Here is a 25,619-nt window from a genome sequence, read left to right as displayed (position 1 = left end):
ACTCATTCAGTGCTGGCTCGTTCGCGTGCTTCGGAAGATTGATCGTCCCCGGCTGCCGGGGCGTACAGGCCATACTTCGCGATGTACTGCACCACGCCATCAGGTACCAGGTACCAAACGGGATCGTTCCCCGCTACCCGGGTGCGGCAGTCCGTGGAAGAGATGGCCATGGCCGGCACTTCGAGGAGGCTGACGTCGTCGCGGCCCATCCCGTCAAGGACGTGGCCCGGACGGGTAACTCCAACGAAATGGGCCAGGGACCACAATTCGTCGATGTCCTTCCAGGACAGGATCTGCGCGAGGGCGTCTGCGCCGGTGATGAAGAACAGGTCTGCGTCCGGCCGCTGCGCGCGAAGGTCGCGCAGGGTATCGATGGTGTACGTGGGGCCGGGCCGGTCCACATCCACCCGGCTCACCGTGAACCGCGGATTGGAGGCGGTGGCGATGACTGTCATGAGGTAGCGGTGTTCCGGCTCGGTCACCCGTTTATGGGACTTCTGCCATGGCTGTCCGGTCGGGACGAAAACCACTTCGTCCAGGTCAAATTCGGCAGCCACCTCACTGGCGGCAACAAGGTGGCCGTGATGGATGGGATCAAACGTCCCGCCCATCACGCCCAGCCGGATCCGGCCCTTGTCACTGCTCCGGCGCAAAGTGCGGGAAATGTTAGTGGCCCTGCCCGTGATCGTGCTTGTTCGGGTGCTGGCGGTGCGGGTCCGCGTGCTCCTCGGTGGCGGTGTGGCGGTTGCCTAGGTTGTTGTAGGACAGCGTGATGAACATCATGACCATGAGGATCGCAAACATGACGATGCCGAAGACCCACGGCTCAGCCCACAGCGGCGCGAGTTCCTCGTGTTCTGCTTCGCCTGCTGCGGCGATGGTCGTGGCGATCTGCTGGAACAGCATGTTCTCCCCTAGGTTCAAGTATTTTGGGGCAGCGGACTTTTCCGCTGCTTTTTGGCGTCTGGTCTATGTTACCGCGTTGCTACCCGCGGACCTGGCCTTCGCCTTGGACGATCCACTTGGTGGTGGTGAGCTCGGTGAGCCCCATGGGCCCGCGGGCGTGCAGCTTCTGGGTGGAAATGCCCACCTCGGCGCCGAGCCCGAGCTCCCCGCCATCGGTAAACCGGGTGGAAGCGTTGACGATCACCGCAGCCGAGTCCACCTCGGCGATGAACCGTTCTGCGTTGGCGAGGTCGTTGGTAAGGATGGCCTCCGTGTGGCCCGTGGACCACTTTCGGATGTGGCGGACGGCGTCATCCAGGCTGTCCACCATCGCCACGGCAAGGTCAAGGTCCATGTACTCCGTGCCCCAGTCCTCATCCGTGGCGGCATCGGCAGCTACCGAGGCCGGCAGGGCCGCGCGGATGCGTTCATCGGCATGCAGGCGGACGCCGGCCTTGCTGAGCGCTGTGGCCACAGCGGGGAGGACGGAGGACCCGGAGTGAACCAGGAGGGTTTCCACGGTGTTGCAGACGCTGGGCCGCTGTGTCTTGGCGTTGAGGAGGATCTCCACCGCCATGTCCTCGTTGGCCGATTCGTCGATGAAGATGTGGACGTTGCCTTCGCCCGTTTCGATGACCGGCACGGCAGAGTTGGTCACTACCGACTGGATGAGGTCGCGGCCACCGCGCGGAATCAGGACGTCCACCCTGCCGCGGGCACGCATCAGGACGTTGGCGCCCGCACGGCCGTACTGGTCCACTGTTTGGACGGCGTCGGCGGGCAGTCCCACGGACTCCAGGGCTTCGCGCAGCACCCGGACCAGGACTTCGTTGGTTGACTCCGCTGCGCTGCCGCCGCGGAGGATCACGGCGTTGCCGCTCTTGAGTGCAAGTCCTGCGATGTCCACGGTGACGTTGGGCCTGGCTTCGTAAATAGCCGCCACGACTCCCATGGGAACGTTGACCTGGCGCAGGCGCAGTCCGTTCGGAAGGGTCTGGCCGCGGACCACGTTGCCTACGGGGTCCGGCAGGTTGGCGAGGTTCTCCAGGGCGGCAACCAGGCCGTCGATGCGGGCGTCGGTGAGGGTCAGCCTGTCCAGCAGCGCTGCGGACGTACCGTTGGCTTTGCCGTTGGCGACGTCGCGCGCGTTGGCGTCGAGAATGGCGCGCGCGTTCGCCTGCAGTGCCGCCCCCACGGCGCGCAGGCCGCGGTCCTTCGAGGCCCGGTTGGCCATGGCCATGCGTCGGGCGGCGTGGCGGCTGCGGTCGGCAATGGCGTGTACCGCGGATTCGATCCCGGCGTCGGTGAGCGGAGCGTCGGCCGGGTCAGGAGCTGCTGAGGGGGCCTGCTGCTGCGGGGTGGTCGCGGCGGCGGTGTCTGCGGGGTTGTCGGCAGTCGTGTGGATCAGGGCCTCAGTCATGGTTCAAGTTTAGGCGAGGCCCCGGTTCAAACCAGCACCAGGTCGTCAACATGAACAACTTCACGGTCGTAGCCGGTGCCGAGTTCCTCGCCGAGGTCGCGCGTGGAACGTCCCAGCATGCGGGGCAGCTCTTCGGAGGAGTAGTTGACCAGGCCGCGGGCCACGACGGTGCCGTCGGCACCTGCGATCTCGACGGCGTCGCCCGCTTCGAAGACGCCTTGCACGGCTGATATGCCGGCCGGCAGCAGCGAGGTCCGGTGGTGGCGGACGGCCCGGACCGCGCCCTCGTCCAGGACAAGCCTGCCCTGGACAGAGGCTACGTGGGCCAGCCACAGCAGCCGGACGGGTTTGCGGGCGCCGTTGACGGTAAACCAGGTCCCAACGTCCTCACCGTTGAGTGCGGCGGCAGCGTTGGGCGTGGAGGTCACCAGGGCGTGAATGCCGGATCCTGCGGCCATGCTGGCCGCCTCAACCTTGGTGAGCATGCCGCCGGTGCCAACTCCGGCTTTGCCGGCCTTGCCGATGGACACTCCCTCAAGGTCGTGCGGGCCGGCCACCACGGGAATGCGCTTGGCCCCGTGGGCCGGCGGACCGTCGTAGAGCGAGTCGACGTCGGAGAGCAGCACCAGCGCGTCGGCGCGGACCAGGTGCGCCACGAGGGCAGCCAGCCGGTCGTTGTCGCCGAAGCGGATTTCGTGGGTGGCCACGGTGTCGTTCTCGTTCACCACCGGAACCACGCCCAAGTTCAGGAGCCGATCCAGGGCCCGGAAGGCGTTGGTGTGCTGGCTCCGCCGCATCAGGTCCTCTGCGGTGAGCAGGACCTGGCTGACGGTGACGCCGTGGGCGCCGAACGCCTGTGTGTACCGGGCCATGAGGAGTCCCTGCCCCACGCTGGCAGCAGCCTGCTGGGTGGCGAGGTCCCGGGGACGCTTCGGGAGGCCAAGGGGTGCCAGCCCGGCAGCGATGGCGCCTGAGGAAACCAGGATGATTTCGGTGCCACTGTTGCGTTTGGCAGCCAGGGCATCCGCGAGGGCCGTGAGTGACTCCTCGGAAATGCCGCCCTTGATGCTTGTCAGCGACGAGGAACCGACCTTCACCACAACCCGGCGGGCGCCGGCCAGCACGCTCCTGTCCACGGAACCGGAAGCCGGTCCCGTGGCTGTTGCCCTAGGACTCATCGCCGGAGTCCAGGCCACTTTCCTTAATGGGCTGGGCCGCGCGCCGTCCACTGACGGACTCTGTCCAGATGCCGGCCTTGCGTTCGGCTTCGAGTTCGGCGCGGGCTGCGGCCTTGGCATCCCGGCGTTCCTGCTGCTCCTCGCGCTTCTGGGTGCGGGTGGGGCGGTCGCCGGTGTCGGCGAAACGGATGTCGGTGCCGCGCGGCGATGCCAGCAGTTCGGCGCCAGCCATCATGGTGGGTTCCCAGTCGAAGACCACGCCATCGTCTTCACCGATCACCACGGTGTCGCCCGGCTTGGCGCCCATCTTGAACAGCTCGGTTTCCACGCCCAGCCTTGCGAGCCGGTCGGCCAGGTATCCGATGGCCTCTTCGTTGGTGAAGTCTGTCTGCTTGACCCAGCGGACGGGCTTGTCGCCGAGGACGCGGAACAGCGGCTCGTTGGCCTTCTCCTCGCGGCGGATCCGGAATCCGGTTTCGTTGACGGCGCGCGGACGCAGCACCGTGGGGGTAACCTTCGGCGGAGCCGCTTCTACGGCATCCCGTGCCGCCTTGACGATCTCGGCCATGGCGAAGCCGAGCTGGCGCAGGCCCTCGTGGCTGGTGGCCGAGACTTCGAAGACCCGGTATCCGCGGGACTCCAGTTCAGGGCGGACGAATTCAGCCATGTCCTTGCCGTCCGGCAGGTCCACTTTGTTCAGTGCCACGAGGCGGGGCCGGTGGTTCAGCGGGACCACTTCGCCGTCCTGGCCGGCGTAGCTCATGTCCACCGCGTACTTTTCAAGCTCGGTCTCGATGATGGAGAGGTCAGAAAGGGGATCGCGTTCGGATTCGAGCGTGCCGCAGTCCAGGACGTGCACCAGGGCGGCGCAGCGTTCCACGTGCCGCAGGAAGTTGTGGCCGAGGCCCTTGCCTTCGCTGGCACCTTCGATAAGTCCCGGGACGTCCGCGATGGTGAACCGGACTTCGCCTGCCTGGACCACACCCAGGTTGGGGATGAGGGTGGTGAACGGGTAGTCGGCGATCTTGGGGCGCGCGGCGGACATGGCGGCGATAAGGCTGGATTTGCCGGCGGACGGGAATCCCACCAGGGCGATGTCTGCAATGGACTTCAGCTCAAGGACGATGTCGCTGGATTCACCCTCGATGCCGAGCAGGGCGAAGCCTGGCGCGCGTCGCTTCTGCGACGAAAGGGCAGCGTTGCCCAGACCGCCGGGCCCGCCGGCGGCGGCGATGTACTCTGTGCCCTCCCCCACCAGGTCTGCCAGGACGGTGCCGTCCTTTGACTTCACCACGGTGCCGTCGGGGACAGGCAGGACCAGGGTTTCGCCGTTCTTGCCGCCGCGCCAATCGCCCATGCCGGGACCGCCGTTGGTGGCGTGCCGGTGCGGAGCGTGGTGGTAGTCGAGGAGGGTGGTGGTCTGGTGGTCCACGCGGAGGATGACGTCGCCGCCATTGCCGCCGTTGCCGCCGTCGGGCCCGCCAAGGGGCTTGAACTTCTCACGGTGGACGGAGACGCAACCGTGGCCGCCGGTACCGCCGGATACGTGCAGTACTACCCGGTCTACAAAGCTGGCCACGTAAATCTCCTCAGTGTCGTGTGGGCGCCCATGGACGCCCTATCGATTGTAATGCGCTTAAAAGAACAGTGGAGCGGGCCAACTGGCCCGCTCCACCGCTTCAGAACTGGTTGTTACTCTGCAGCTGCAGCAGCAACGATGTTGACGACGCGACGACCGCGGCGGGTACCGAATTCAACGGCGCCCGGGGTCAGTGCGAACAGGGTGTCGTCGCCGCCGCGGCCAACGCCGGCGCCCGGGTGGAAGTGGGTGCCACGCTGGCGGACGATGATCTCGCCGGCGGAAACTACCTGGCCACCGAAGCGCTTGACGCCGAGGTACTGTGCGTTGGAGTCACGACCGTTGCGAGTGGAGCTCGCGCCCTTTTTATGTGCCATCTGAAATGCCTGCCTTTAAATTCTGGGGAATCTGCTGAAAACCTGAACAGTAACCAGTGGTTACTTGATGCCAGTGATCTTGACCTTGGTCAGTTCCTGACGGTGACCCTGGCGCTTCTTGTAACCGGTCTTGTTCTTGAACTTCTGGATGACAATCTTAGGACCACGGAGGTCCTGGAGGATTTCAGCCGTAACGGTCACCTTGGCCAGGTCAGCAGCGGCAGTGGTGATCTTGTCACCATCAACCAGGAGCAGTGCGGGCAGCTCAATGGTGCTGCCAGCCCCACCGGCGACGCGGTTCAGGGTAACGAAGTCTCCAACGGAAACCTTCTCTTGGCGGCCGCCTGCGCGGACAATCGCGTACACCACTTGGGAACTCACTTCTCTCGACGTTTATAACTAAAATTGCGTGCGGCACCCGTTGCACTGTTTGGCTGGGTTCCCGCTGTGCCTCAACGCCGTGGATTTCCCGAAGGTCTCCATGAGTTATCCCGCAGGACTGCCTTGTGTTATCCACGTTGGCATGTTCCCGGGGTCATAACCCAAGTGTTGGCGTAAGCACCGAAGATCTAGAATACGCTAATTCCGTCTCCGGCCGCAAATGAGGCTGGCTCCGGCGGGTCGGCCGTGATAGGAACCACAGACATCGTCCGCCACCGGGGCCGTGCCACACCATAGTACCGGCAGCACGGCCGGGGCAGGTTCAGGCGTAGAGCCGCGGCGCGTCGAAGAACTCCACTTCCAGCCGGCAGGACTGCCGGAAAGCGGTAGCCATGGCGTGCCGCTCGTCATCGGAGGCCTTGCGTGCCGCTTCGTCCACCACAGCGATGGCCCGGCGCGTTGCCTCCGCGAAATCCTCGTCGGCATACGTGCGGAGCCAGTCGGCGTAGGGGTGTCCTGCCGGCTCCCCCTCGGCAAGGAACCTGGCATGGAGCACCTCCCCGGCGTCCGCATACAGCCAGAAGCACGGGAGGACAGCTGCTGCCAGGACTGCATAACTGCCCGACGCCGAAGCGGCGGTCAGGTGGTCCACGTAAGCCTTGGTGACAGGCCCCAGTTCGGGGCGGACGGTGCGGGTGCTGAGCCAGGAACGGTGCAGTTCCGACTCCACTTCGAGGCACTGCTGGGCCGACGCCGCCCAGAACAGCTGCTCGGCTTCCGTGGGAGCCAGCGCGCTGGCCCGGGCGAGGACGCGCGAGTACCCGTTCAGGTAGATGGCATCCTGCGCAAGGTAATACGCGAACTCGCCCTCCGGAAGTGTCCCCGAGGCCAGGGCCTGGATGAAGTCCAGGGAGTAGATCGATTCAAGGTGGGCGTCGGCATCTTTCCGCAGCTGCGCCGTGAAGTCGCCTGGCCGAAGCGCTTGGCGGATGTGGTGGAAATGGTGGACGGGCCCGTTGCCGGTTCCCACCTCCAGCACGGCAGACGCCGCCAGCGCCCCCGCAAGCCAGGGTTTCACTTCCCGCAGGGCCACTTCCCAGTTGCCTACCTGCGCCTGGACCGTGGCCATGGCGGAGGACAGGGTACAACCTGTGCCATGGCTGTTGCGCGTTGCCACCCGCTCCCCCGGGATTTCGACGACGTCCGCTGAAAGCATGCCGGCCGGGCCAACCAAGGCGTCCGGGCAGGTGCTGCCCTGCAGGTGGCCGCCCTTGACCAGCACGGCAGCGCCGGTGGCATCAGCAAGCCTCCTGCCCTGTTCCAGGGCTGCCTCCCACGTGTCCTGCACGTCTTCGTCCAGCAGCATGGCCAGCTCGGCCAGGTTGGGGGTGACCAGGTGGGCCAGCGGCACCAGGTTGCGGAGCGCAGCTTCGGCGCTCTCCTGCAATAGCCGGTCTCCGCTGGTGGCAACCATGACGGGGTCGAGGACTACGACGGCGGGGCGCACCTTCTCCAGCCAGGTGCGCACGGCGGCAATAACGTCGGCGTCGCCGAGCATGCCGATCTTGACGGCGTCCACGTGGATGTCGTCACTGATGGCTGCCAGTTGCTGTGCCAAAAAGGATGCCGGAGGAACATGGACCGCGGTCACCCCGTGGGTGTTCTGGGCCGTGAGGGCAGTGATGGCGGCCATGCCGTAGCCGCCGTGGGCCGCGATGCTTTTGAGGTCCGCCTGGATCCCGGCCCCTCCGGAAGGGTCCGAGCCCGCGATGGCAAGGACACGGGGCATGTCCCGTCCGGCAGCCGGCAATACGGTCGCGGAGGGATTCGGCAGCGGGGTGGCTGCAGGCATGGCAAGGGTCGAAGACAAAAGAGACATCCCTTCGCCGGTACTAACCGGACAGGTTCAACGGGTGTGGATCTCAGCCGGGCCTGGTGCGCGGCACCCCGTGTCGGTTCCCCAGCCTAGCCGCTGGACGGCAGTCAACCGAAAGGTGACTGCACCTGTTAAGTGCGCTGCCGAGGGCCGTTCCCGGTTAACGGCAGATGCCCGGCCCCACCACAAGGAGTGGAGGGCCGGGCATCTGCAGTGCCTGGGTCGGGTCAGAGCTCGGAAGCAGGAACCCCTACGCCAAGGATGATGGGCGCATCGGCTTTGGCCGCAGGTTCTGCCGGCGCGGCATGCTGGGGCGCCTTGGCGGCATGGGAGTGGCCTTCGCTGGCCGACGGGACGTTCTCATGGTGTTCCACGGTGGTCTCGTTGGCTGCGCCCTGCGCCCTGCTTGCACTGCGGTTACGCCGCGGACGGCGCTGCCGGGACAGGTCGGGGGCGGCAGTCGCAGCGGGCTGCTGGGGTGCCGCAACCGCTGCCTCCACCGATTCAGCGGTGGCCGGCGCGGCCTGGGCCGTGCCGGACTCCCGTGACGGGCTGCCTACAGGCGAAGCCGGCTGGCCCAGGTGGGCGAACGCTTCGGCCAGCCGGTCAAGCGACAGCGCAGGTGAGGCCTGGTGCTCGTCTGCGTGCTCAACGAAGGGCAGCGCGACCTTCTCGCCGCCGAACGTCAGGACAGCTGCCGGGCGTGCCGGCGTCCCGTCGTCGTGCTTTTCCGTTGCGCCCGTGTCCTGCTGGGCTGGGGCTTGACGGGCCGCCACCTCGTCATCGTGCAGGTGTGCGGCGTGGGCAGCAGCGGCAATGTTGGCCAGGGCCAGCCTGGTGGCTTCAGCCTTGGCGTGGCGTTCGGCCTCGTGCGGGTCCGGCTGGACGGGGTGGGCAATCACGGCTGCGGGTGCGGGTGCGGGTTCGACCGGCTGGCCGCCACGTCCGCGGCGGCGCTTGCGTTCGCCGCGCGTACCTTCCTGGCTGCTGTCGGTGCGCTGGCCCTCATTGCGCTGGCCCTCGCTGCGGTTACCCTCGCTTCGGTTCCCGCTGGGGCGGGAATCGGAGCGGTTGTCTGAGCGGTGGACGTGCTGTTCGGCTGCCACGATGTTGGCGCGGCGGTGCTCCACGGGGTCGTCATGGGTGACGACGCCGCGGCCCGCGCAGGCTTCGCACTGCTCGCCAAAGACTTCCAGGAGCCCGGTGCCCATGCGCTTGCGGGTCATCTGGACGAGTCCCAGCGAGGTAACTTCCGCCACCTGGTGCTTGGTCCGGTCGCGGCCCAGGCATTCCACCATGCGGCGCAGGACGAGGTCGCGGTTCGATTCCAGGACCATGTCGATGAAGTCGATCACGATGATGCCGCCGATGTCGCGCAGCCGCAGCTGGCGCACCACTTCCTCGGCCGCTTCAAGGTTGTTCTTCGTGACGGTTTCTTCGAGGTTGCCGCCGCTGCCGGTGAACTTGCCGGTGTTGACGTCCACCACGGTCATGGCTTCGGTCCGGTCGATCACCAGCGAGCCGCCGGAGGGCAGGAAGACCTTGCGTTCGAGGGCCTTGTGGATCTGCTCATCAATCCGCCAGGCAGCGAAGATGTCCTGGTCCTTGGTCCACTTTTCCAGGCGTCCCACCAGGTCCGGGGCCACATAGGTGACGTAGGCCTCGATGGTGTCCCAGGCTTCCTCACCGGAGACGATCAGCTTGGAGAAGTCCTCGTTGAAGACGTCACGGACCACCTTGATGGTGAGGTCGGGCTCGCCGTACAGCAGCTCCGGAGCCAGGACCTTGGTGGAGGAGGACTGGCTTTCGATGCCTTCCCACTGGGCGCGGAGCCGGTTGATGTCGTGGGTCAGCTCCTCCTCGGACGCCCCTTCGGCCGCCGTGCGCACAATGACGCCCGCCTGCTCCGGCAGGCGGTCCTTGAGGATGCGCTTGAGCCTGTTCCGCTCGACGTCGGGCAGCTTGCGGGAGATTCCGGTCATGGAACCGCCGGGGACGTACACGAGGTAGCGGCCCGGCAGCGAGATCTGGCTGGTCAGGCGGGCGCCCTTGTGGCCCACGGGGTCCTTGGTCACCTGGACCAGGACGGTGTCGCCGGACTTCAGCGCGTTCTCGATACGGCGCTGCTTGCCTTCAAGGTTGACGGCTTCCCAGTTCACTTCGCCCGCGTAAAGGACGGCGTTGCGGCCGCGTCCGATGTCCACGAAGGCAGCCTCCATGGACGGCAGCACGTTCTGGACCTTGCCCAGGTAGACGTTGCCGATCAGCGAATCCTGCTGGGTCTTGGACACGAAGTGCTCGGCCAGGACGCCGTCCTCGAGGACGCCGATCTGGATTCTGTCGTCGCGCTGGCGGACGATCATCTGCCGGTCCACGGATTCGCGCCGGGCCAGGAACTCCGCTTCGGTGATGACGGTGCGGCGGCGGCCCGTGTCCCGGGATTCGCGCCGGCGCTGCTTCTTGGCTTCCAGCCGGGTGGAACCCTTGACGCTGGTCACCCGGTTGTTGGCGGGTGCCTCGCTGACGGCACGCGGTGCGCGCACGCGGGTAACTGTGTTGGGCGGATCGTCGTCGTTTCCGCCAGTCAGTTCAAGGTCCTGGTCACCGCGGCGGCGGCGACGGCGACGGCGGGACGTCACGCCGTCCTCGGCCGGACCGGCTTCTTCCTCGTCAGATTCGTCAGCGGCGTCATCCGCCTCGGAGCCATCAGTTCCGGCGTCGTCGCGCTCGTCCAGCCGGCTGCGCCCCCGGCGGCCACGGCTGCGGCGCCTGCGGCGGCCGGAGGATTCCTCGGATTCGTTGTCCTCGGCGTCGTCCTCGTCCTCGACCTGCTCCGCTGCGGCGGGCGCAGCGGGGCGGACGACGGTGCTCAGGTCCGGTGCCTGGAACAGCACGGAGGTGGGCGAGGCGGGCTCAAGGAAGAGGGAGGCAAACGCGCCAGGTTCCTCGACTGCCGCGGCGACTGCCGTGCCGGGAGCCTCCTCCGGGGCGGCCTCGGCTGCAGCTTCGCCGGTGGCGGGCTCCTGTTCCGCGGGCTTCGTTGCTGCTGCCTCTACGTCCGCCGCCCGGGCCACGGCGCCCTGGTCCGCCGTTTCAGCGTCCGGCGCGGCAGCGGTGGCCGGCAGTTCCTGGGCAGGGGCCGGCGTTTCGGCGGGCGCCGGTGTTTCCGCGGGGTCGCCCGCAGGAGCAGCCTTCCGCGTGGCAACGCGACGGCGGCGGACCGGCTTGGTCGCGGCCGGTTCCGCGGGCACTTCGCCGGCCGCGGTCGCTTCTACGGCGGAGGCAGCTTCGGCGGGAGCCGCGTCAGCGGCCGCACCGGATTCAGCGGGGTCCGCATCGGTGGCGAAGGCGGGCAGCGGCTCGGCGGCCTCTGCCTTCTTCTTGGCCCGGGGCCGGCGGGCGGCGGTTTTAACCGGGGCCGCGGGGGCGTCCGCAGTGCCGGGCGCCGCAACAGCGGCTGGAGCATCGTCCGGAGCCACCTCGGCGGCGGGGGCGGCGGCTACGGCGTCATCGGCCTTCGGCGCTGCCTTGCGTCGGGTCCGGGGAGCCTTTTTGGGTTCGGCCGCGGCTTCCACAGCCGCTTCAACCTCGTTAACGGAAAGCTCAGTTTCATTGTTCATCTGTGGCAACACTCCTGCCCCTGACGTACCGCCACATCCGGCACCCATTGGGGCACATATTGTCAAAACCCGCAGGCGCTGACAGAAGTCAAGTGGATGCTCCCAGGTTCGCACCGGCATTGGGGTGCGGCAGCCCGTGGGAGCCAGTGGAAAGTTCTGAAACCCGTTGTTCTACATGCCACAACCAGGTGCCGTCCAATGGAGATTGCGGGAGTGTCGGAACGTTCCGAAGCCTGCCCTGCTCGTCATTGGCGGTCTTGGGAACAAACCACCGGACCGGAGACCGAATGTGGTTCGGCTTCCAGCCACGTTCATTCTCTCACACGCGGGGTAAATCACGTGGGAAGGTACCGGGGGCATTCTGTTTCCTGGGCGTTGCGTCCAGCCGCCGGCGTTACAATCAGGCTCAGGAGCACCGGACGAAAAGGACGCCATACCAATGCCCAGCATCTCCCCCGTCAGCGGCACACCAGCCCAGGAGCGGACCATCACCCCGGACAGCGCCCCGGCGGCCAACACGCCGGTGATGGCCCGGAACCGGCCCTTCGGCTGGCTCCTGGTGATTACCGGAGTTATCGGCTGGCTCGCTTCCGGAACCCTGGTCCTGGAAAAGCTCGCGGTGCTGCAGGACCCCAACCACACCACCGTGTGCGACGTGAACCCGTTTATCTCCTGCGGCGAGGTGATGAAGACCTGGCAGAGCTCACTCTTCGGCTTCCCCAACATGTTCATCGGGATCGTAGCGTTCGCCATCATCATCACCGTAGGCATGGCCCTGTTGTCCGGCGCCACGTTCGCCCGCTGGTACTGGATCGGGCTGCAGACCGGCGTTACCCTCGGCTTCATCTTCGTGGCGTGGCTGTGGTCCCAGGCCCTGTACGACATCCACGTCCTGTGCCCGTTCTGCATGATCGTCTGGGCCGCGATGATCCCGCTCTTTGTCTGGACCACCATCCGCAACATCTCGGCAGGAGTCATTCCCGTCCCGTCGGGTGCCGCCCGCATCGTGGGAGATTCCGGCTGGATCATCGTGGCGCTGATCTACGTGGGCGTGATTGCCAGCATCTTCTTCGCCTTCATCCAGGTGTTCGCCGGCACGTCAGGGTTCTAGCCGTCCAAACCCCGAAGCAACAGATAAGGCCAATGTTCACGAAGAACATTGGCCTTATCTGTTGGTCCGCACCACCATGGCGGTGCGGAGGGCGGGTCCTAGAACCAGATCTTGATCTCGCGCTCAGCGGAGTCCGTGGAGTCTGACCCGTGCACAAGGTTCTGCTGCACCTTCAGACCCCAGTCACGGCCGAAGTCACCGCGGATGGTGCCCGGAGCCGCGGTGGTGGGATCGGTGGTGCCTGCCAGTGAACGGAAGCCTTCGATGACGCGGTGGCCTTCGAAGATCGCGGCAACTACCGGGCCGCTGAGCATGAACTCCACCAGCGGCTCGTAGAACGGCTTGCCCGCGTGCTCTTCGTAGTGCTGTTCCAGGAGCTGGCGGGTGGCGTTCACCTTTTTGAGTTCGGCCAGGACATAGCCCTTGGCTTCGATCCGGGCCAGGATGGCGCCGGTGAGGTTACGGGCGACGCCGTCGGGCTTGATCAGGACGAGGGTGCGCTCAGTGGTCACAACTGCTCCAATGCGTTGGTGGGGTTTCGGGTCAAGTCTACGGGGGCTGCCCTACTGGGCCGGACCGGATCCGGCGGGCTGGTCCGGGTTGGCTGCCTCCCACGCGGCCTGTTCACGTTCGCGCTGCCCGGCCTCGCGGTCCAGCCTGATTCCCGTGCGGATGCCGTACCACCAGCAGATGGCGAACAGTACGCCCACCAGGAACATGGCAGGTTCGAAGATGCCGGTAAGGATCAGCACCACCTGCAGCACCCAGCCAAGTCCGATGCCCCAGGGCTTGCGGAGGAACGCGCAGGCCAGCACCATGACCACGCTGAGGGCTATCCCGACACCCAGGATCAGCGCCGGCGGGAACTCGCCGCGGCGCAGGCCGAACACTGCAAGGGTGGCAAAAAACATGACGAACGCCTCCAGCAGGAGGACCGTCGAGGCGAACATGACCTTGGTGGAGCGCCGCTTCTTCGGCATGCCCGGGCGCCATTCGCGCTGGGCCTTGGTCAGCCTGGCCATGTTTTACGCCTCCGTCTTTCCGAGCAGGATGCGGGCCTCGGCCACGAGGGTGATCGAACCCGTGACCAGGACACCGCCGGAGAGGTCGTCGTTTGCTTCGGCCCGTTCCACCGCCCATTCCAGGGCGTCGTCGAGCTTTTCTTCAACATGCACGTTGTCCTCGCCGAAGCCGAGGTCAATGGCCAGCTCGGCCAGTTCGGCGGCCGGCACGGCCCGCGGCGAGTTGGACTGCGTGAAGCAGAATTCCTCTGCCACGTCTCCCAGGGATTCCTTGAGTTCACGGAGGATCTCTTCCGCGTCCTTCTCCTTGAGCACGCCCACCACGGGGACCAGCCGGGAGAAGGTAAAGGCCTCCTTCAGGGCCGCTGCCGAAGCCTTGATGCCGTCCGGGTTGTGGGCAGCGTCCACAACGATGGTGGGCGCAGACCGCACCACTTCCAGCCTGCCGGGCGAGGTTGCAGCGGCGAAGCCCTCCTGCAGGACGTCGAAGGGCAGTTCCTTTTCGCCGCCAAAGAACGCCTCCAGGGCCGCCACGGCCACGGCTGCGTTCTGCGCCTGGTGGGCGCCATGGAGCGGCACCAGCAGGTCCGGGTAGCGCCCGGCGATGCCTTGGATGGTGACCATCTGGCCGCCCACGGCAACGGTGCGGGATTCAACGCCGAACTCCACGCCCTCGAAGCGGAACGGCACGCCAACTTCCTTGGCTTTCTCCAGCAGGACCTGTGCGGCGTCCAAGGGCTGCGCGGCACTGACCAGGAAACCGCCCGGCTTGATGATGCCGGCCTTTTCGTGCGCGATGTCCTCGGTGGTGTCCCCCAGCAGGTCCGTGTGGTCCAGCGAGATCGGGGTAATCACCGATACCTGTCCGTCGCCCACGTTGGTGGCGTCGGTGATGCCGCCCAGGCCCACTTCGATGATGGCCACGTTGACGGGCTGGTCGGCGAAAACAGCGAAGCCCAGGATGGTGAGGCATTCGAAGTACGTCAGGCGGGGCTGCCCTTCCGCCTCCAGCTCGGCATCCACGATCTGCAGGTAGGGACGGATCTCGTCCCAGATCCGAACGAACGTTTCGTCGGAGACCGGGTGCCCGTCGATGCTGATCCGTTCCGTGACCTTGGACAGGTGCGGGCTGGTGTAGCGCCCGGTGCTCAGGCCCTGGGCCCGCAGCACGGACTCGATCATGCGGGATGTGGACGTCTTGCCGTTGGTTCCGGTCACGTGGATGATCGGGAATGCCTTGTTGGGTTCGCCGAGCACATCCATGGCGCGGAACAGCGGAGCGAGCCGGGGTTCCATCTTGTTTTCCGGCGCACGCCCCAGCAGTTCGGCGTAGACGCTTTCCACGGAAAATTCGTCAGTCATGCCTTAGGCCTCCACTTTTTCTACGACGACGGCGGGCTCCGGCACATCTGCCGGTTCGGCCGTCAGGTCTACCGTCAGCGTCTCCCCCTTGACCAGTTCCGAGTTGGCCTGCAGGGCGTCCACGACGTTCTGCGCGGCGGTAACGGTGGTCCGGATGCGGTCGCTGACGTTGAGCCCGGCGTCCTTGCGGGCCTGCTGGATGGCGCGGACCATGTCGCGGGCCAGGCCTTCTGCTTCCAGCTCCGGTGTGACCTCGGTGTTGAGGACGACGAAGCCGCCGCCGGGGAGGACTGCGACAGCAGAAGACGCAGTGGAGGCGGCAGCACCGCCGTCGGACTCTGCAACCACCGTCTCGAGGGTGTATTCCTGCGGCTCGAGCTGCAGGCCCCCGGCGGTGACGACGCCCGAGTCATCCACAGACCAGTCCCCGGACTTGGAGCCCTTGATGGCCAGCTGGACGTTCTTGCCAAGGCGCGGCCCTGCGGCGCGGGCGTTGACCACCAGCTTTTGCTGGATGCCGAACTCCTCCGGGGAGGCTGTGGCGGCGTCGAGGAGGCGGACGGAGCGGATGTTGAGTTCATCCGCGACGACGGCGGCGAAGCCTTCCAGCGCGTCCGCACCGGGTGCCACCACGGTGAGTTCCTGCAGCGGCAGGCGGACACGCAGGTTGGCGGCCTTGCGGAGGGAGGACCCGGTGGAGCAGATCTGCTGCACCTTGTCCATGGCGTCAACGAGGTCCGGGTTGGCCGGGAAGAGGTTTGCGTCCGGCCAGTCAGCCAGGTGCACGGAACGGCCGCCGGTCAGGCCGCGCCAGATTTCCTCGGTGACCAGCGGCAGCAGCGAAGCAGCGGCACGGGAAACAGCCTCCAGGGCAGTGAACAGGGCGTCGAATGCATCCTGGTCCTCGTCGAAGAACCGCTGGCGGCTGCGGCGGACATACCAGTTGGTGAGCATGTCCAGGTAGCTGCGCAGCGCGTCGCAGGCGCCTGAGATGTCGTAGTCATCCAGCCGCTCCGTCATGCTGCGGACCAGGTCTCCGGTGTTGGCCAGCAGGTACTGGTCCATCGTGTCGGCGTAGCCGTCGTAGCGGAGCCTGGCGTCGTAACCGCGCCCGCCGTCGGCAGCGTTGGTGTACAACGTGAAGAAGCTGTAGACGTTCCAGAGCGGCAGGATCACCTGCCGGACGCCGTCGCGGATGCCCTGCTCGGTAACCACGAGGTTGCCGCCGCGGAGGATGGGGCTGGACATCAGGAACCAGCGCATGGCGTCGGAGCCGTCACGGTCCAGCACTTCGGACACGTCCGGGTAGTTCCGGAGGCTCTTGGACATCTTTTGCCCGTCGGAGCCCAGGACGATGCCGTGGCTGATGACATTGCGGAACGCCGGCCGGTCGAACAGCGCGGTGGAGAGGATGTGCAGCATGTAGAACCAGCCGCGGGTCTGGCCGATGTACTCGACGATGAAGTCCGCGGGGTTGTGGGTGTCGAACCAGGCTTCGTTTTCGAACGGGTAGTGGACCTGGCCGTACGGCATGGAGCCGGAATCGAACCAGACGTCCAGGACGTCCTCCACGCGCCGCATCACGGACTGTCCCTCTTCCGGGGTGCGGGGATCGTCCGGGTTGGGCCGGGTCAGTTCGTCGATGAACGGACGGTGCAGGTCCACCTGGCCGTCCTTGTTCAAGGGCAGGCGGCCGAAGTCCGCTTCGATCTCCGCGAGGGAGCCGTAGACGTCGGTGCGAGGGTACTCGGGGTCGCTGGACTGCCACACCGGGATGGGGCTGCCCCAGTACCGGTTGCGGCTGATGGACCAGTCGCGGGCATTTGCCAGCCATTTGCCGAACTGGCCGTCCTTGACGTTCCCGGGGATCCAGTTGATCTCCTGGTTCAGTTCGGACATGCGGTCCTTGAACTTGGTGACCTCCACGTACCAGGAGGACACCGCACGGTAGATCAGCGGGTTGCGGCACCGCCAGCAGTGCGGGTAACTGTGCTCGTAACTGGCCTGGCGGACCAGGCGGCCCTGGGCGCGGAGCACCTGGGTGATGGGTTTGTTGGCCTCGAAGACCTGCAGGCCGGCGATGTCGTGGAGGTCGCCGTGCTTGAACAGCGGCAGGAACTTGGCGCCTTCGTCGACGGAGAGGACCACCGGAATGCCGGCTTCCTCACACACCTTCTGGTCGTCTTCACCGTAGGCGGGAGCCTGGTGGACGATGCCGGTGCCGTCAGTGGTGGTCACGTAGTCGGCCACGAGGAAGCGCCAGGCGTTTTCCATGCCGTACTTTTCGTTGTCGCTGAAGTCGTCCCAGAGCCGCTGGTACTGCAGCCCCTCAAGTTCGGTACCGGTATGGGTGGACAGCACTGCCGCTTCCGCGTCTTCGAATCCGTCGTAGCCGAGGTCCTTGGCGTAGGCGGCGATGAGGTCGGCTGCCAGGAGGAAGGTGCCCGTGACAGGGGCATCGGCGGATGCAGCTTTGATGCCGTTGGGTCCGGCGGGCAGCACGGCGTACGTGATGGAAGGCCCGACGGCGAGCGCGGCGTTCGTGGGAAGGGTCCAGGGGGTGGTGGTCCAGGCGAGGGCCTGTACGCCTTCCAGTTGCCGGGAGAGTTCCGAGTCACCCGCGAGGATGGGGAACGTGACCGTGACGGTCTGGTCCTGGCGGTTCTTGTAGACGTCGTCGTCCATGCGCAGTTCATGGTTGGACAGCGGCGTCTCGTCCTTCCAGCAGTAGGGCAGGACGCGGTAGCCGTTGTAGGTGAGGCCCTTCTCGTGGAGCTGCTTGAAGGCCCAGAGGACGGACTCCATGTACTCGACGTTGAGCGTCTTGTAGTCGTTGTCGAAGTCCACCCAGCGCGCCTGGCGGGTGACATATGCGCGCCATTCGTCGGCGTATTTCATCACGGAGGCGCGGCAGGCGTCGTTGAATTTGTCGATGCCCATGGTTTCGATCTGGGTTTTGTCGGTCATGCCCAGCTGCTTCATGGCTTCGAGCTCTGCCGGGAGGCCATGGGTGTCCCAGCCGAAGCGCCGCTCAACGCGCTTGCCGCGCTGGGTCTGGAACCGGCCCACCAGGTCCTTGGCGTAGCCGGTGAGCAGGTGGCCGTAGTGCGGGAGGCCGTTGGCGAACGGCGGACCGTCGTAGAACACGAATTCGTTGCTGCCGGGCTCGCCGCCGGGCAGGTCTGCGCTGCGCTGGTCGATGCTGGCCTGGAAGGTGCCGTCCCGGTCCCAGTACTTCAGGATGCGCTCTTCGATCTCCGGAAACTTCACGGAGGCGGAAACGCCTGCGCGGCCGTCGGACGGGCCGCCGCTGGTGGAGGCTGAGGCCTTGGGATAATACGTCATTCTCGACATCCTGGGTTGAGCTGGGCTAACCGGCAGTTGCCGGCCACTTTCCGGGATGCGAGGACGGCTTGCTGTGCGGTCCAAGGACTGCACGCTTACCGCGGTACCACCTCACTTACCGGCGCAGTGTGTTCCACAGGAACGGTGCTGCCCCGGCCTCTCATTACTGCTGTAACGGGCTTACCCGTCCGGTTCTACTGGCACGCACCGCGAGCTGCGGTGGTGGGTTCTTCCGGAAGCTCACCGGTGATTGCCGGGTCATAGCCTTTGACGAGTCTACTATCGGGTCCGCCTGCATTTCCATTCCCCGGGGCTGGCCCATGGCGGCGCACTGGTCAGCCGCGGGTTCGGGCGCCTGCAGTGCCTAGACTCACTTCCATGACTGCTTCCGGCCGGCGGGTCCCCTCGCGCCTCTCCACGGTGTGCACGTGGTTATCGGTCCTGGCTGCAGTGCCCGTGCTGGTGATGTCCGTATTCCGGGCGGTCGGCGCGGAATGGCCGGTCCTGGTGGTCCAGCTGCTCGCCTTCACGCCATGGCTGTCAGTCCCTGCGGGCGTGGCCCTGGTCCTGTCAGTGTTCGGAGGACGGAGGTGGCTGCAGCTGGTGACGGCAGCGCTCCTGGTGTGCCAGCTTTTCTGGCTGTTTCCCCTGGACGTTGCCCGACCCTCCCCCGCTGCTGCCGCAGCGCCGGCGGCGTCACCAACAGAGCAGCAGCCACCGGCCACGGTGGAGCTGAGCGTCATGAGCATCAATTCCCAGTATGGCCGGGCGGACGCCGCCACCATTGTCCGGCTGGTGAGGGAGAAGAAGGTGGCGTTCCTCGCCATCCAGGAACACTCCCAGGCTCTCCAGGAACGGCTGGCCGCCGAAGGCCTGGACGCGCTGCTGCCCCACAGGATCAGCCAGCCCACGGATGACGGCGCGGGCAGCGCCGTGTACTCCAGTCATCCGCTGGAGCAGGTGGGTGTGCTGCCGGACACGCCGTTCCTAATGCCGACGGTCAGGCTCACGGCCACCGGAAGCGGAGCCGATGCCAGTGCCGTGCTGGAACTGACCAACGTCCATACCCTGCCCCCGGTGGACACCCGGGTGGGTCAATGGCGGAGCGACCTCACGGCCTTGTCCCGGGTGGCGGAACGGCCCGGCCACAGGCTGTTGATGGGTGATTTCAACGCCACCTACGACCATGCGGAATTCCGGACCCTCCTCCGGGCTGGAGAGGAAGGCCTGGTGGACGTGGCTGCCGCCGCCGGGTCCAGGCTCCTGCCTACGTGGCCCATGGATGGCACCCGCCTGCCCGGCATCGCCATCGACCATGTGGTGACAAGTCCCCGGGTGGGCAGCAGTGGCTACCAGGTCCACAGGGTTCCCGGCACTGACCACGCGGCTATCTTCGCAACGGTCGCGGTTCCGGCCGCCTGAACACCCAGGAAGGCTGTGGGGCTGTGGCGGTGGCCTGCCGGCGGGCTCAGCCCTTGCGGATCAGCTTGTGGTTGGCGGCCTGGGCAACTGGCCGGATGACTATTTCGTCCAGGTTGACGTGGTGCGGGACGCTGACGGCGTACCGGACGACGTCGGCCACGTCCGCCGCGGTCAGCGGCTTCTCCACGCCTTCGTAGACCTTGTCCGCGGCCTGTTCGCTGCCGAGGCGGTTGAGCGCGAATTCCTCGGTCTGCACCAGGCCGGGCGCTACTTCGACCACCCGGATGTTGTTTTCCACTTCCTCCAGCCGGAGCGCATTGGTGAGGGCGTGCTGGGCGAACTTGGCCGCGTTGTAGCCGCCTCCGCCTTCGTAGGCTGCAATCGCGGCAGTGGAGGTCAGGTTCAGCACCGTTCCCTCGCCGTTGGCACGGAGCATCGGCAGGAACGCACGGGTCAGTTTCATGGTGCCCAGCACGTTGACCCGGTACATCCACTCCCAGTCCGCGGTGCTGGCTTCCGCCACCCGGTCCGCTCCGCGGGCGCCGCCGGCAATGTTGATGAGCGTATCGATACCCCCGGCAGCGGTGACCTTTTCCAGCAGCCGGGACACGTCGTCGTCCTCGGCAATGTCGGCGGGAACGGCGACGGCGCCGGTCTCGGCCGCCAGGGACGCGAGGCGGTCTTCGCGGCGGGCTACGGCGAACACCGTCCAGCCGTCCGCGCGCAGTGCGCGCACTGTCGCTTCACCAATACCCGTGCTTGCACCGGTCACCAGGGCTGCCTTGCTGTGCTGCAATTCGTCAGTCATGGGACCACCCTAATGGGAGGTTCCCGCAACAGGCGGACCGCGCGTTACACAGCGTCAAGGGGACGCCCTGTGGGCCGGATCTACCGCAGGATGCTGCCCAAGCCACTGGCGTTTCTCCGGGATTGAACGGAGCATGAAAGAATTGCCCAATGGCTGAAGACATACAGGGTACAGACACGCCCACCACCGCCCCCATCAACGTTCCCGACAAGCCGGCACTGGAAGGCCTCGAGGCTGCCCTGACCCGGCGCTGGCTGGATGAAGGAACCTACAGGTTCAACCCGGACACCACCCGGGAGCAGGTCTACTCGATCGACACTCCCCCGCCGACGGCGTCGGGTTCGCTGCACGTTGGCCACATGTTCTCCTTCACGCAGACCGATGTCCAGGCGCGGTACATGCGGATGACCGGGAAGAACGTCTTCTACCCCATGGGCTGGGACGACAACGGGCTGCCCACCGAACGCCGGGTGCAGAACTACTACGGTGTCCGCTGCGATCCCGCCATCCCGTACAACGCCGATTACCGGCCGCCGGCGCAGCCTGCCAAGAACCAGCGCGACTTTGACGTCGTCTCGCGCCAGAACTTCATCGAGCTGTGCGAGGAACTGGCCGTTGAGGACGAAAAGGTCTTCGAAAACCTGTTCCAGACCCTCGGCCTGTCCGTCGACTGGAACCTCACCTACCGCACCATCGACGACACCTCCCGCGCGGTGTCCCAGCGCGCGTTCCTGGCCAACCTGGCCGCCGGTGACGCCTACATGGCCGAGGCACCCACCCTGTGGGACGTCACGTTCCGTACCGCCGTGGCCCAGGCCGAACTGGAGGACCGCGAGGTTCCCGGCGCCTACTACCGCTACCCCTTCTTCACCGAAGCCGGCGACAAGATCTTCATCGAGACCACCCGGCCGGAGCTCCTGGCCGCGTGTGCCGCGCTGGTGGCAAACCCCGACGACGAGCGGTACCAGCCGCTGTTCGGCAAGACCGTGCGGTCTCCCCTCTTCGACGTCGAGCTTGAGGTCAGGCCCCACCCGCTGGCCAAGGCTGACAAGGGCTCGGGCATCGCCATGGTGTGTACCTTCGGCGACCTCACCGACGTCACCTGGTGGCGTGAACTCCAGCTGCCCACCCGGGCCATCATGGGCCGCGACGGCCGCATCATCGCCGAAACCCCGGACTGGATCACCACAGAAGCCGGCAAGGAAGCCTACGCTGCGATCGCCGGCAAAACGGCGTTCTCCGCGAAGGAAGCTGTGGTGGAACTGCTCGGCGCTGCGGGCCTGCTGGACGGTGAACCGAAGAAGATCACCCACCCGGTGAACTTCTTCGAGAAGGGCGACAAGCCGCTCGAGGTTGTGACCTCACGCCAGTGGTACATCCGCAACGGCGGCCGCGACGAAGAGCGCCGCGAACGCCTGATCGCCAGGGGCCAGGAGATCAACTTCCACCCGGCCTTCATGCGCTCCCGCTACGAAAACTGGATTGCCGGCCTGAACGGTGACTGGCTGGTATCCCGCCAGCGGTTCTTCGGCGTGCCCATCCCCGTCTGGTACCCGCTGGACGCCCAGGGCAACCCGGACTACGACAACCCCGTCATGCCCTCCGATGACATGCTGCCGGTGGACCCCGCAGCGGACGCAGCCCCGGGCTTCGACGAATCCCTGCGCGACCAGCCCAACGGCTTCACCGGCGACGCAGACGTCCTGGACACCTGGGCCACGTCCTCGCTGACCCCGCAGATCGTTGGTGGCTGGAGCCGGGACGAGACCCTGTTCGACAAGGTCTTCCCCTTCGACCTCCGCCCCCAGGGCCACGACATCATCCGCACCTGGCTCTTCTCCTCCGCTGTCCGTGCCGATGCACTGCAGAAGACCGCACCTTGGAAGCACGCAGCCATCTCCGGCTGGATCCTGGACCCGGACCGCAAGAAGATGTCCAAGTCCAAGGGCAACGTGGTGGTACCCACGGATGTCCTCAATGAGTTCGGCTCGGACGCCGTCCGCTACTGGGCGGCCTCGGCCCGCCTGGGCGCCGACACCGCCTACGAGATCGCCCAGATGAAGATCGGCCGCCGCCTGGCCATCAAGCTCCTGAACGCCTCAAAGTTCGTGCTGAACCTTGGTGCCACCGAGAACTCTGTGGTGTCCGGCGATCTTTCGGTGCTGACCAACAAGCTGGACCGTGCCCTGCTGGCCCAACTGTCCGACGTCGTTGCCCAGGCCACGAAGGCGTTCGATAACTACGACTACGCCCGGGCGCTGCAGCTGACCGAAACGTTCTTCTGGCAGTTCACGGACGACTACGTGGAGCTCATCAAGGACCGTGCTTACGGCGCGGCCGGCGAAGCGGAGCAGGCATCGGTGCTGGCGGCCCTGGCCACCACGCTGGATACGCTGCTGCGCCTGTTCGCGCCGTTCCTGCCGTTTGCCACCGAGGAAGTCTGGGGCTGGTGGCGCACGGGCTCGGTACACCGCGCCGCATGGCCGGCCGGCGTCGAGGTGGACGGCGACACCACCATGCTCGCCACCGTCGGCAACGCACTGAGTGGTGTCCGCAAGGCAAAGTCCGAGGCAAAGGTGAAGCAGCGGACCGAGGTCCTCTCTGCCACCATCAGCGCCTCGGAGGCTCTGACCACCCAGCTGCAGGCCGGTCTGTCCGACCTCAAGGCGGCGTCCAACGCGCGGGAGATCACCCTGGTGGTGGGCGAAGGGGAACTGACCGTGAGCGACGTGACCCTGGCTGCCCCCGAGGAGACAGCGGCCGTCTAGTCCGGTGCACGCCCTGTTTCAGGGCAAAGGGGAAGCCCCATCAGCGTTTTGCCGTTGGTGGGGCTTCGACTTTTCGGCCATCTCGTGACGAACTTGATGGTCTGGCAGAATCCGGGGATTTCCAGGTCTTCCTACCTCGTCACTGGTAGCTCGTATCCGACTTCGCCAAAGGCTGCGTCGAATACATTTCACTGGATCTTTGGTTCCTGCGTCCCCCTTCTTTCGAAGTTGGTAAGAACTATTTTGATCCTGTGCGCAGGCGAGCACAAGGGCCCCGGAAGAACTACATGGCAGTAGTTCTTCCGGGGCCCTTGAAGACTATGGAGCGGCAGCCGCGCGCCGGCTCAGCCGAACTCGGGGCGTTCGCTGCGGCTGCGCTTCAGCTCGAAGAAGTGCGGGTAGGAGGCAATCGCAGTGGTGGCATCCCACAGCTTGCCGGCCACCTCACCGCGCGGGATGCGGGTGAGGACCGGCCCGAAGAATGCCGTTCCGTTAAAGGCGACCACAGGGGTGCCGACGTCCTGGCCCACGAGGGAAATGCCTTCTTCGTGGCTGGCACGGAGCTTGGCATCGTAAGCGTCAGACTCAGCAGCCTCTGCCAGGGAGGAGGGAAGCCCGCACTCGGCCAGGGCCTTGGTGATGACAACTGAACGGTCCTTCTCGCCGCCCTCGTGGATCAGGGTGCCCATGGCATCGTAGAGAGCCTTGACGGTGGCGTCACCGTGTTCCTGCTGGGCGGCGATAATCACGCGGACCATGCCCCACGCGTTGTCCATGGACTTGCGGTACTCGGGGTCGAGGTCGCGTCCTTCGTTGAGGACTGCCAGGCTCATCACGTGCCAGACGGTTTCGATGTCGCGGACGGCTTCCACCTCGCCGATCCAGCGGGAGGTGATCCAGGCGAACGGGCACAACGGATCAAACCAGAAGTCGGCCCGGTTCTTAGCGGTTTCAGTCATGGCTAATCCTTCAGGTAGGGGTGGCTGCACAGGCGGCAGCCACCGCTGACGGGGGTGTTGCGGGCAACGCGGCTCAGGCGGACTTCCGCCGCTTGGTCACGTGCGGGATCATGGTGGGCTCGGCGCCGCGGAGGACGACATCCTCGGTGATGACGACGCTGGCCACGTCTTCCCGGCTGGGAAGATCGAACATCACCGGAAGCAGGACTTCCTCGAGGATGGCGCGCAGGCCGCGGGCGCCGGTGCCGCGCTCCAGGGCTTGGTCCGCGATCGCATCCAGGGCGCCGTCGTCGAAGACCAGCTCCACGCCGTCAATCTGGAACATCTTCTGGTACTGCTTCACCAGTGCGTTCTTGGGTGTGGACAGGATCTGGATCAGGGCGTCCCGGTCCAGGTTGGAAACCGTGGTGATGACCGGGAGGCGGCCAATGAACTCAGGGATCAGGCCAAACTTGAGCAGGTCCTCCGGCATCACTTCGCCGTAGGAGTCCACCTTCTTGCTCGCGTCATTGAGCGGTGCACCGAAGCCGATACCCTTGCGGCCGGACCGGGATCCGATGATCTCCTCGAGTCCGGCGAAGGCACCTGCCACGATGAACAGGACGTTGGTGGTGTCAATCTGGATGAATTCCTGGTGCGGGTGCTTGCGGCCGCCCTGCGGCGGCACCGAGGCAACAGTGCCTTCGAGGATCTTCAGGAGCGCCTGCTGTACGCCTTCACCGGAAACATCGCGGGTGATGGACGGGTTTTCGCTCTTGCGCGAGATCTTGTCGATCTCGTCGATGTAGATGATGCCCTGCTCAGCCTTCTTGACGTCGTAGTCCGCGGCCTGGATGAGCTTCAGGAGGATGTTTTCGACGTCTTCGCCGACATACCCGGCCTCGGTCAGTGCGGTGGCGTCGGCGACGGCGAACGGCACGTTGAGGCGGCGGGCCAGCGTCTGGGCGAGGTAGGTCTTTCCGCAGCCCGTGGGGCCGATCAGCAGGATGTTCGACTTGGCGATCTCGACGTCGTCGTGGTGGCCGCCGTCGCCGAGGTTCCCGGACTTCGGCGCGTGGCCGGCCTGGATGCGCTTGTAGTGGTTGTAGACCGCCACGGCGAGGGACCGTTTGGCCGGTTCCTGGCCAATGACGTATTCCTGCAGGAAGTCGAAGATCTCGCGTGGCTTGGGAAGTTCGAAGCTGCCGAGGTCGGCGACCTCGGCGAGTTCCTCTTCGATGATTTCGTTGCACAGTTCGATGCACTCATCACAGATGTAGACACCGGGCCCGGCAATGAGCTTCCGCACCTGCTTCTGGCTCTTTCCGCAGAAAGAGCACTTCAGCAGATCCGTGCTCTCGCCAATCCGAGCCATATGTGAACCCCTTAGTATCCTGCTGCCGCGCAGCTTGCACCGTTGCTGGAATCTTCCCCGGACCGTGCGGGCCGGTTTGTGACAACTTCCAC

19 protein-coding genes and 1 riboswitch are annotated in these 25,619 nt (G+C 66.0%); of the genes, 3 read left to right on the top strand and 16 right to left on the bottom strand.

Translation table 11 applies throughout. The features are described from left to right. Nucleotides 1–2 precede the first annotated feature (2 nt). From nadD to ACFV4R_RS02500, 9 genes are all read right to left on the bottom strand, one after another. A complete protein-coding gene (gene nadD, locus ACFV4R_RS02540) occupies nt 3–653 on the bottom strand; it encodes a nicotinate-nucleotide adenylyltransferase (RefSeq protein WP_268157358.1) in 651 nt (216 codons plus the stop codon). A gap of 13 nt (nt 654–666) precedes the next feature. Next, nucleotides 667–906 carry a hypothetical protein gene (locus tag ACFV4R_RS02535; protein ID WP_377202118.1) on the bottom strand — a complete coding sequence of 80 codons (240 nt, stop codon included), beginning with the start codon at nt 904–906 and terminating at the stop codon, nt 667–669. Nucleotides 907–985: 79 nt separating this feature from the next. Next, nucleotides 986–2,365: a glutamate-5-semialdehyde dehydrogenase gene (locus ACFV4R_RS02530; protein ID WP_377202119.1), complete on the bottom strand. Its 1,380-nt coding sequence runs from the start codon at nt 2,363–2,365 to the stop codon at nt 986–988. Between the two features lie 26 nt (nt 2,366–2,391). Further along, nucleotides 2,392–3,543, bottom strand: coding sequence for a glutamate 5-kinase (gene proB, locus ACFV4R_RS02525; protein ID WP_377202120.1), 1,152 nt, complete (start codon nt 3,541–3,543; stop codon nt 2,392–2,394). After that, nucleotides 3,533–5,122: a GTPase ObgE gene (gene obgE / locus ACFV4R_RS02520; protein WP_377202121.1), complete on the bottom strand. Its 1,590-nt coding sequence runs from the start codon at nt 5,120–5,122 to the stop codon at nt 3,533–3,535. The genes proB and obgE overlap by 11 nt, the downstream gene beginning before the upstream one ends. Before the next feature lie 113 nt (nt 5,123–5,235). Then, entirely contained in the window at nt 5,236–5,499 is a 264-nt protein-coding gene (gene rpmA, locus ACFV4R_RS02515) for a 50S ribosomal protein L27 (protein ID WP_009372867.1), read from the bottom strand. Nucleotides 5,500–5,559: 60 nt separating this feature from the next. Further along, complete coding sequence (rplU, locus tag ACFV4R_RS02510) at nt 5,560–5,868, bottom strand: 50S ribosomal protein L21 (protein ID WP_015937330.1); 309 nt, start codon at nt 5,866–5,868, stop codon at nt 5,560–5,562. 334 nt (nt 5,869–6,202) lie between these two features. Continuing rightward, nucleotides 6,203–7,732: a bifunctional hydroxymethylpyrimidine kinase/phosphomethylpyrimidine kinase gene (thiD, locus tag ACFV4R_RS02505; protein ID WP_377202281.1), complete on the bottom strand. Its 1,530-nt coding sequence runs from the start codon at nt 7,730–7,732 to the stop codon at nt 6,203–6,205. Between the two features lie 9 nt (nt 7,733–7,741). Beyond that, a riboswitch (TPP riboswitch) is annotated at nt 7,742–7,840 on the bottom strand. A 143-nt stretch (nt 7,841–7,983) separates the two neighbouring features. Continuing rightward, a complete protein-coding gene (locus tag ACFV4R_RS02500; RefSeq protein WP_377202122.1) occupies nt 7,984–11,376 on the bottom strand; it encodes an Rne/Rng family ribonuclease in 3,393 nt (1,130 codons plus the stop codon). A 439-nt stretch (nt 11,377–11,815) separates the two neighbouring features. Here ACFV4R_RS02500 and ACFV4R_RS02495 point away from each other — a divergent pair, with 439 nt between their 5' ends. After that, nucleotides 11,816–12,487: a vitamin K epoxide reductase family protein gene (locus ACFV4R_RS02495; protein ID WP_377202123.1), complete on the top strand. Its 672-nt coding sequence runs from the start codon at nt 11,816–11,818 to the stop codon at nt 12,485–12,487. Nucleotides 12,488–12,585: 98 nt separating this feature from the next. Here ACFV4R_RS02495 and ndk read toward each other — a convergent pair whose 3' ends face one another. Genes ndk through ileS form a run of 4 tightly spaced genes read right to left on the bottom strand, consistent with a single transcriptional unit; the run spans nt 12,586 to nt 18,216 of the window. After that, nucleotides 12,586–12,999, bottom strand: coding sequence for a nucleoside-diphosphate kinase (gene ndk / locus ACFV4R_RS02490; protein WP_377202124.1), 414 nt, complete (start codon nt 12,997–12,999; stop codon nt 12,586–12,588). Between the two features lie 51 nt (nt 13,000–13,050). Beyond that, complete coding sequence (locus ACFV4R_RS02485; protein WP_091720754.1) at nt 13,051–13,509, bottom strand: DUF4233 domain-containing protein; 459 nt, start codon at nt 13,507–13,509, stop codon at nt 13,051–13,053. 3 nt (nt 13,510–13,512) lie between these two features. Further along, the gene (locus tag ACFV4R_RS02480; RefSeq protein WP_377202125.1) at nt 13,513–14,871 is read right to left on the bottom strand and encodes a bifunctional folylpolyglutamate synthase/dihydrofolate synthase; all 1,359 of its coding nucleotides are present in this window, start codon (nt 14,869–14,871) and stop codon (nt 13,513–13,515) included. Nucleotides 14,872–14,874: 3 nt separating this feature from the next. Beyond that, a complete protein-coding gene (gene ileS, locus ACFV4R_RS02475; RefSeq protein WP_377202126.1) occupies nt 14,875–18,216 on the bottom strand; it encodes an isoleucine--tRNA ligase in 3,342 nt (1,113 codons plus the stop codon). 378 nt (nt 18,217–18,594) lie between these two features. Between ileS and ACFV4R_RS02470 the strand changes: the two genes are divergently transcribed. After that, nucleotides 18,595–19,638 carry an endonuclease/exonuclease/phosphatase family protein gene (locus ACFV4R_RS02470; RefSeq protein ID WP_377202127.1) on the top strand — a complete coding sequence of 348 codons (1,044 nt, stop codon included), beginning with the start codon at nt 18,595–18,597 and terminating at the stop codon, nt 19,636–19,638. Nucleotides 19,639–19,684: 46 nt separating this feature from the next. Here the strand turns inward: ACFV4R_RS02470 and ACFV4R_RS02465 are convergent, their stop codons facing one another. After that, nucleotides 19,685–20,446 (bottom strand): SDR family oxidoreductase, encoded by a 762-nt coding sequence (locus ACFV4R_RS02465; protein WP_377202128.1) that lies wholly within the window; start codon nt 20,444–20,446, stop codon nt 19,685–19,687. 149 nt (nt 20,447–20,595) lie between these two features. Here ACFV4R_RS02465 and valS point away from each other — a divergent pair, with 149 nt between their 5' ends. Continuing rightward, nucleotides 20,596–23,214 (top strand): valine--tRNA ligase, encoded by a 2,619-nt coding sequence (gene valS, locus ACFV4R_RS02460; RefSeq protein WP_377202129.1) that lies wholly within the window; start codon nt 20,596–20,598, stop codon nt 23,212–23,214. Between the two features lie 344 nt (nt 23,215–23,558). Here the strand turns inward: valS and ACFV4R_RS02455 are convergent, their stop codons facing one another. Together ACFV4R_RS02455 and clpX are read right to left on the bottom strand one after the other, a co-directional pair. Then, complete coding sequence (locus tag ACFV4R_RS02455) at nt 23,559–24,173, bottom strand: DsbA family protein (RefSeq protein WP_377202130.1); 615 nt, start codon at nt 24,171–24,173, stop codon at nt 23,559–23,561. A gap of 73 nt (nt 24,174–24,246) precedes the next feature. Then, nucleotides 24,247–25,527: an ATP-dependent Clp protease ATP-binding subunit ClpX gene (gene clpX, locus ACFV4R_RS02450; RefSeq protein WP_056079756.1), complete on the bottom strand. Its 1,281-nt coding sequence runs from the start codon at nt 25,525–25,527 to the stop codon at nt 24,247–24,249. Between the last annotated feature and the right edge of the window lie 92 nt (nt 25,528–25,619).

Source organism: Pseudarthrobacter sp. NPDC059871 (assembly GCF_042731175.1).
Taxonomy (GTDB): Bacteria; Actinomycetota; Actinomycetes; order Actinomycetales; family Micrococcaceae; genus Arthrobacter.
Note: the sequence above shows the minus strand (reverse complement) of the source record. Positions and strands in the feature narration are given on the sequence as shown.

Bases quoted from the DNA above. Each gene is read 5' to 3' on its own strand.
- thiD (WP_377202281.1), bottom strand. From the start codon at position 7,732: ATGCCTGCAGCCACCCCGCTGCCGAATCCCTCCGCGACCGTATTGCCG.
- ACFV4R_RS02530 (WP_377202119.1), bottom strand. From the start codon at position 2,365: ATGACTGAGGCCCTGATCCACACGACTGCCGACAACCCCGCAGACACC.
- ACFV4R_RS02535 (WP_377202118.1), bottom strand. From the start codon at position 906: ATGCTGTTCCAGCAGATCGCCACGACCATCGCCGCAGCAGGCGAAGCA.
- ileS (WP_377202126.1), bottom strand. From the start codon at position 18,216: ATGACGTATTATCCCAAGGCCTCAGCCTCCACCAGCGGCGGCCCGTCC.
- ACFV4R_RS02480 (WP_377202125.1), bottom strand. From the start codon at position 14,871: ATGACTGACGAATTTTCCGTGGAAAGCGTCTACGCCGAACTGCTGGGG.
- ACFV4R_RS02455 (WP_377202130.1), bottom strand. From the start codon at position 24,173: ATGACTGAAACCGCTAAGAACCGGGCCGACTTCTGGTTTGATCCGTTG.
- valS (WP_377202129.1), top strand. From the start codon at position 20,596: ATGGCTGAAGACATACAGGGTACAGACACGCCCACCACCGCCCCCATC.
- ACFV4R_RS02465 (WP_377202128.1), bottom strand. From the start codon at position 20,446: ATGACTGACGAATTGCAGCACAGCAAGGCAGCCCTGGTGACCGGTGCA.
- ACFV4R_RS02485 (WP_091720754.1), bottom strand. From the start codon at position 13,509: ATGGCCAGGCTGACCAAGGCCCAGCGCGAATGGCGCCCGGGCATGCCG.
- ACFV4R_RS02470 (WP_377202127.1), top strand. From the start codon at position 18,595: ATGACTGCTTCCGGCCGGCGGGTCCCCTCGCGCCTCTCCACGGTGTGC.
- proB (WP_377202120.1), bottom strand. From the start codon at position 3,543: ATGAGTCCTAGGGCAACAGCCACGGGACCGGCTTCCGGTTCCGTGGAC.
- ACFV4R_RS02495 (WP_377202123.1), top strand. From the start codon at position 11,816: ATGCCCAGCATCTCCCCCGTCAGCGGCACACCAGCCCAGGAGCGGACC.
- ACFV4R_RS02500 (WP_377202122.1), bottom strand. From the start codon at position 11,376: ATGAACAATGAAACTGAGCTTTCCGTTAACGAGGTTGAAGCGGCTGTG.
- clpX (WP_056079756.1), bottom strand. From the start codon at position 25,527: ATGGCTCGGATTGGCGAGAGCACGGATCTGCTGAAGTGCTCTTTCTGC.
- rpmA (WP_009372867.1), bottom strand. From the start codon at position 5,499: ATGGCACATAAAAAGGGCGCGAGCTCCACTCGCAACGGTCGTGACTCC.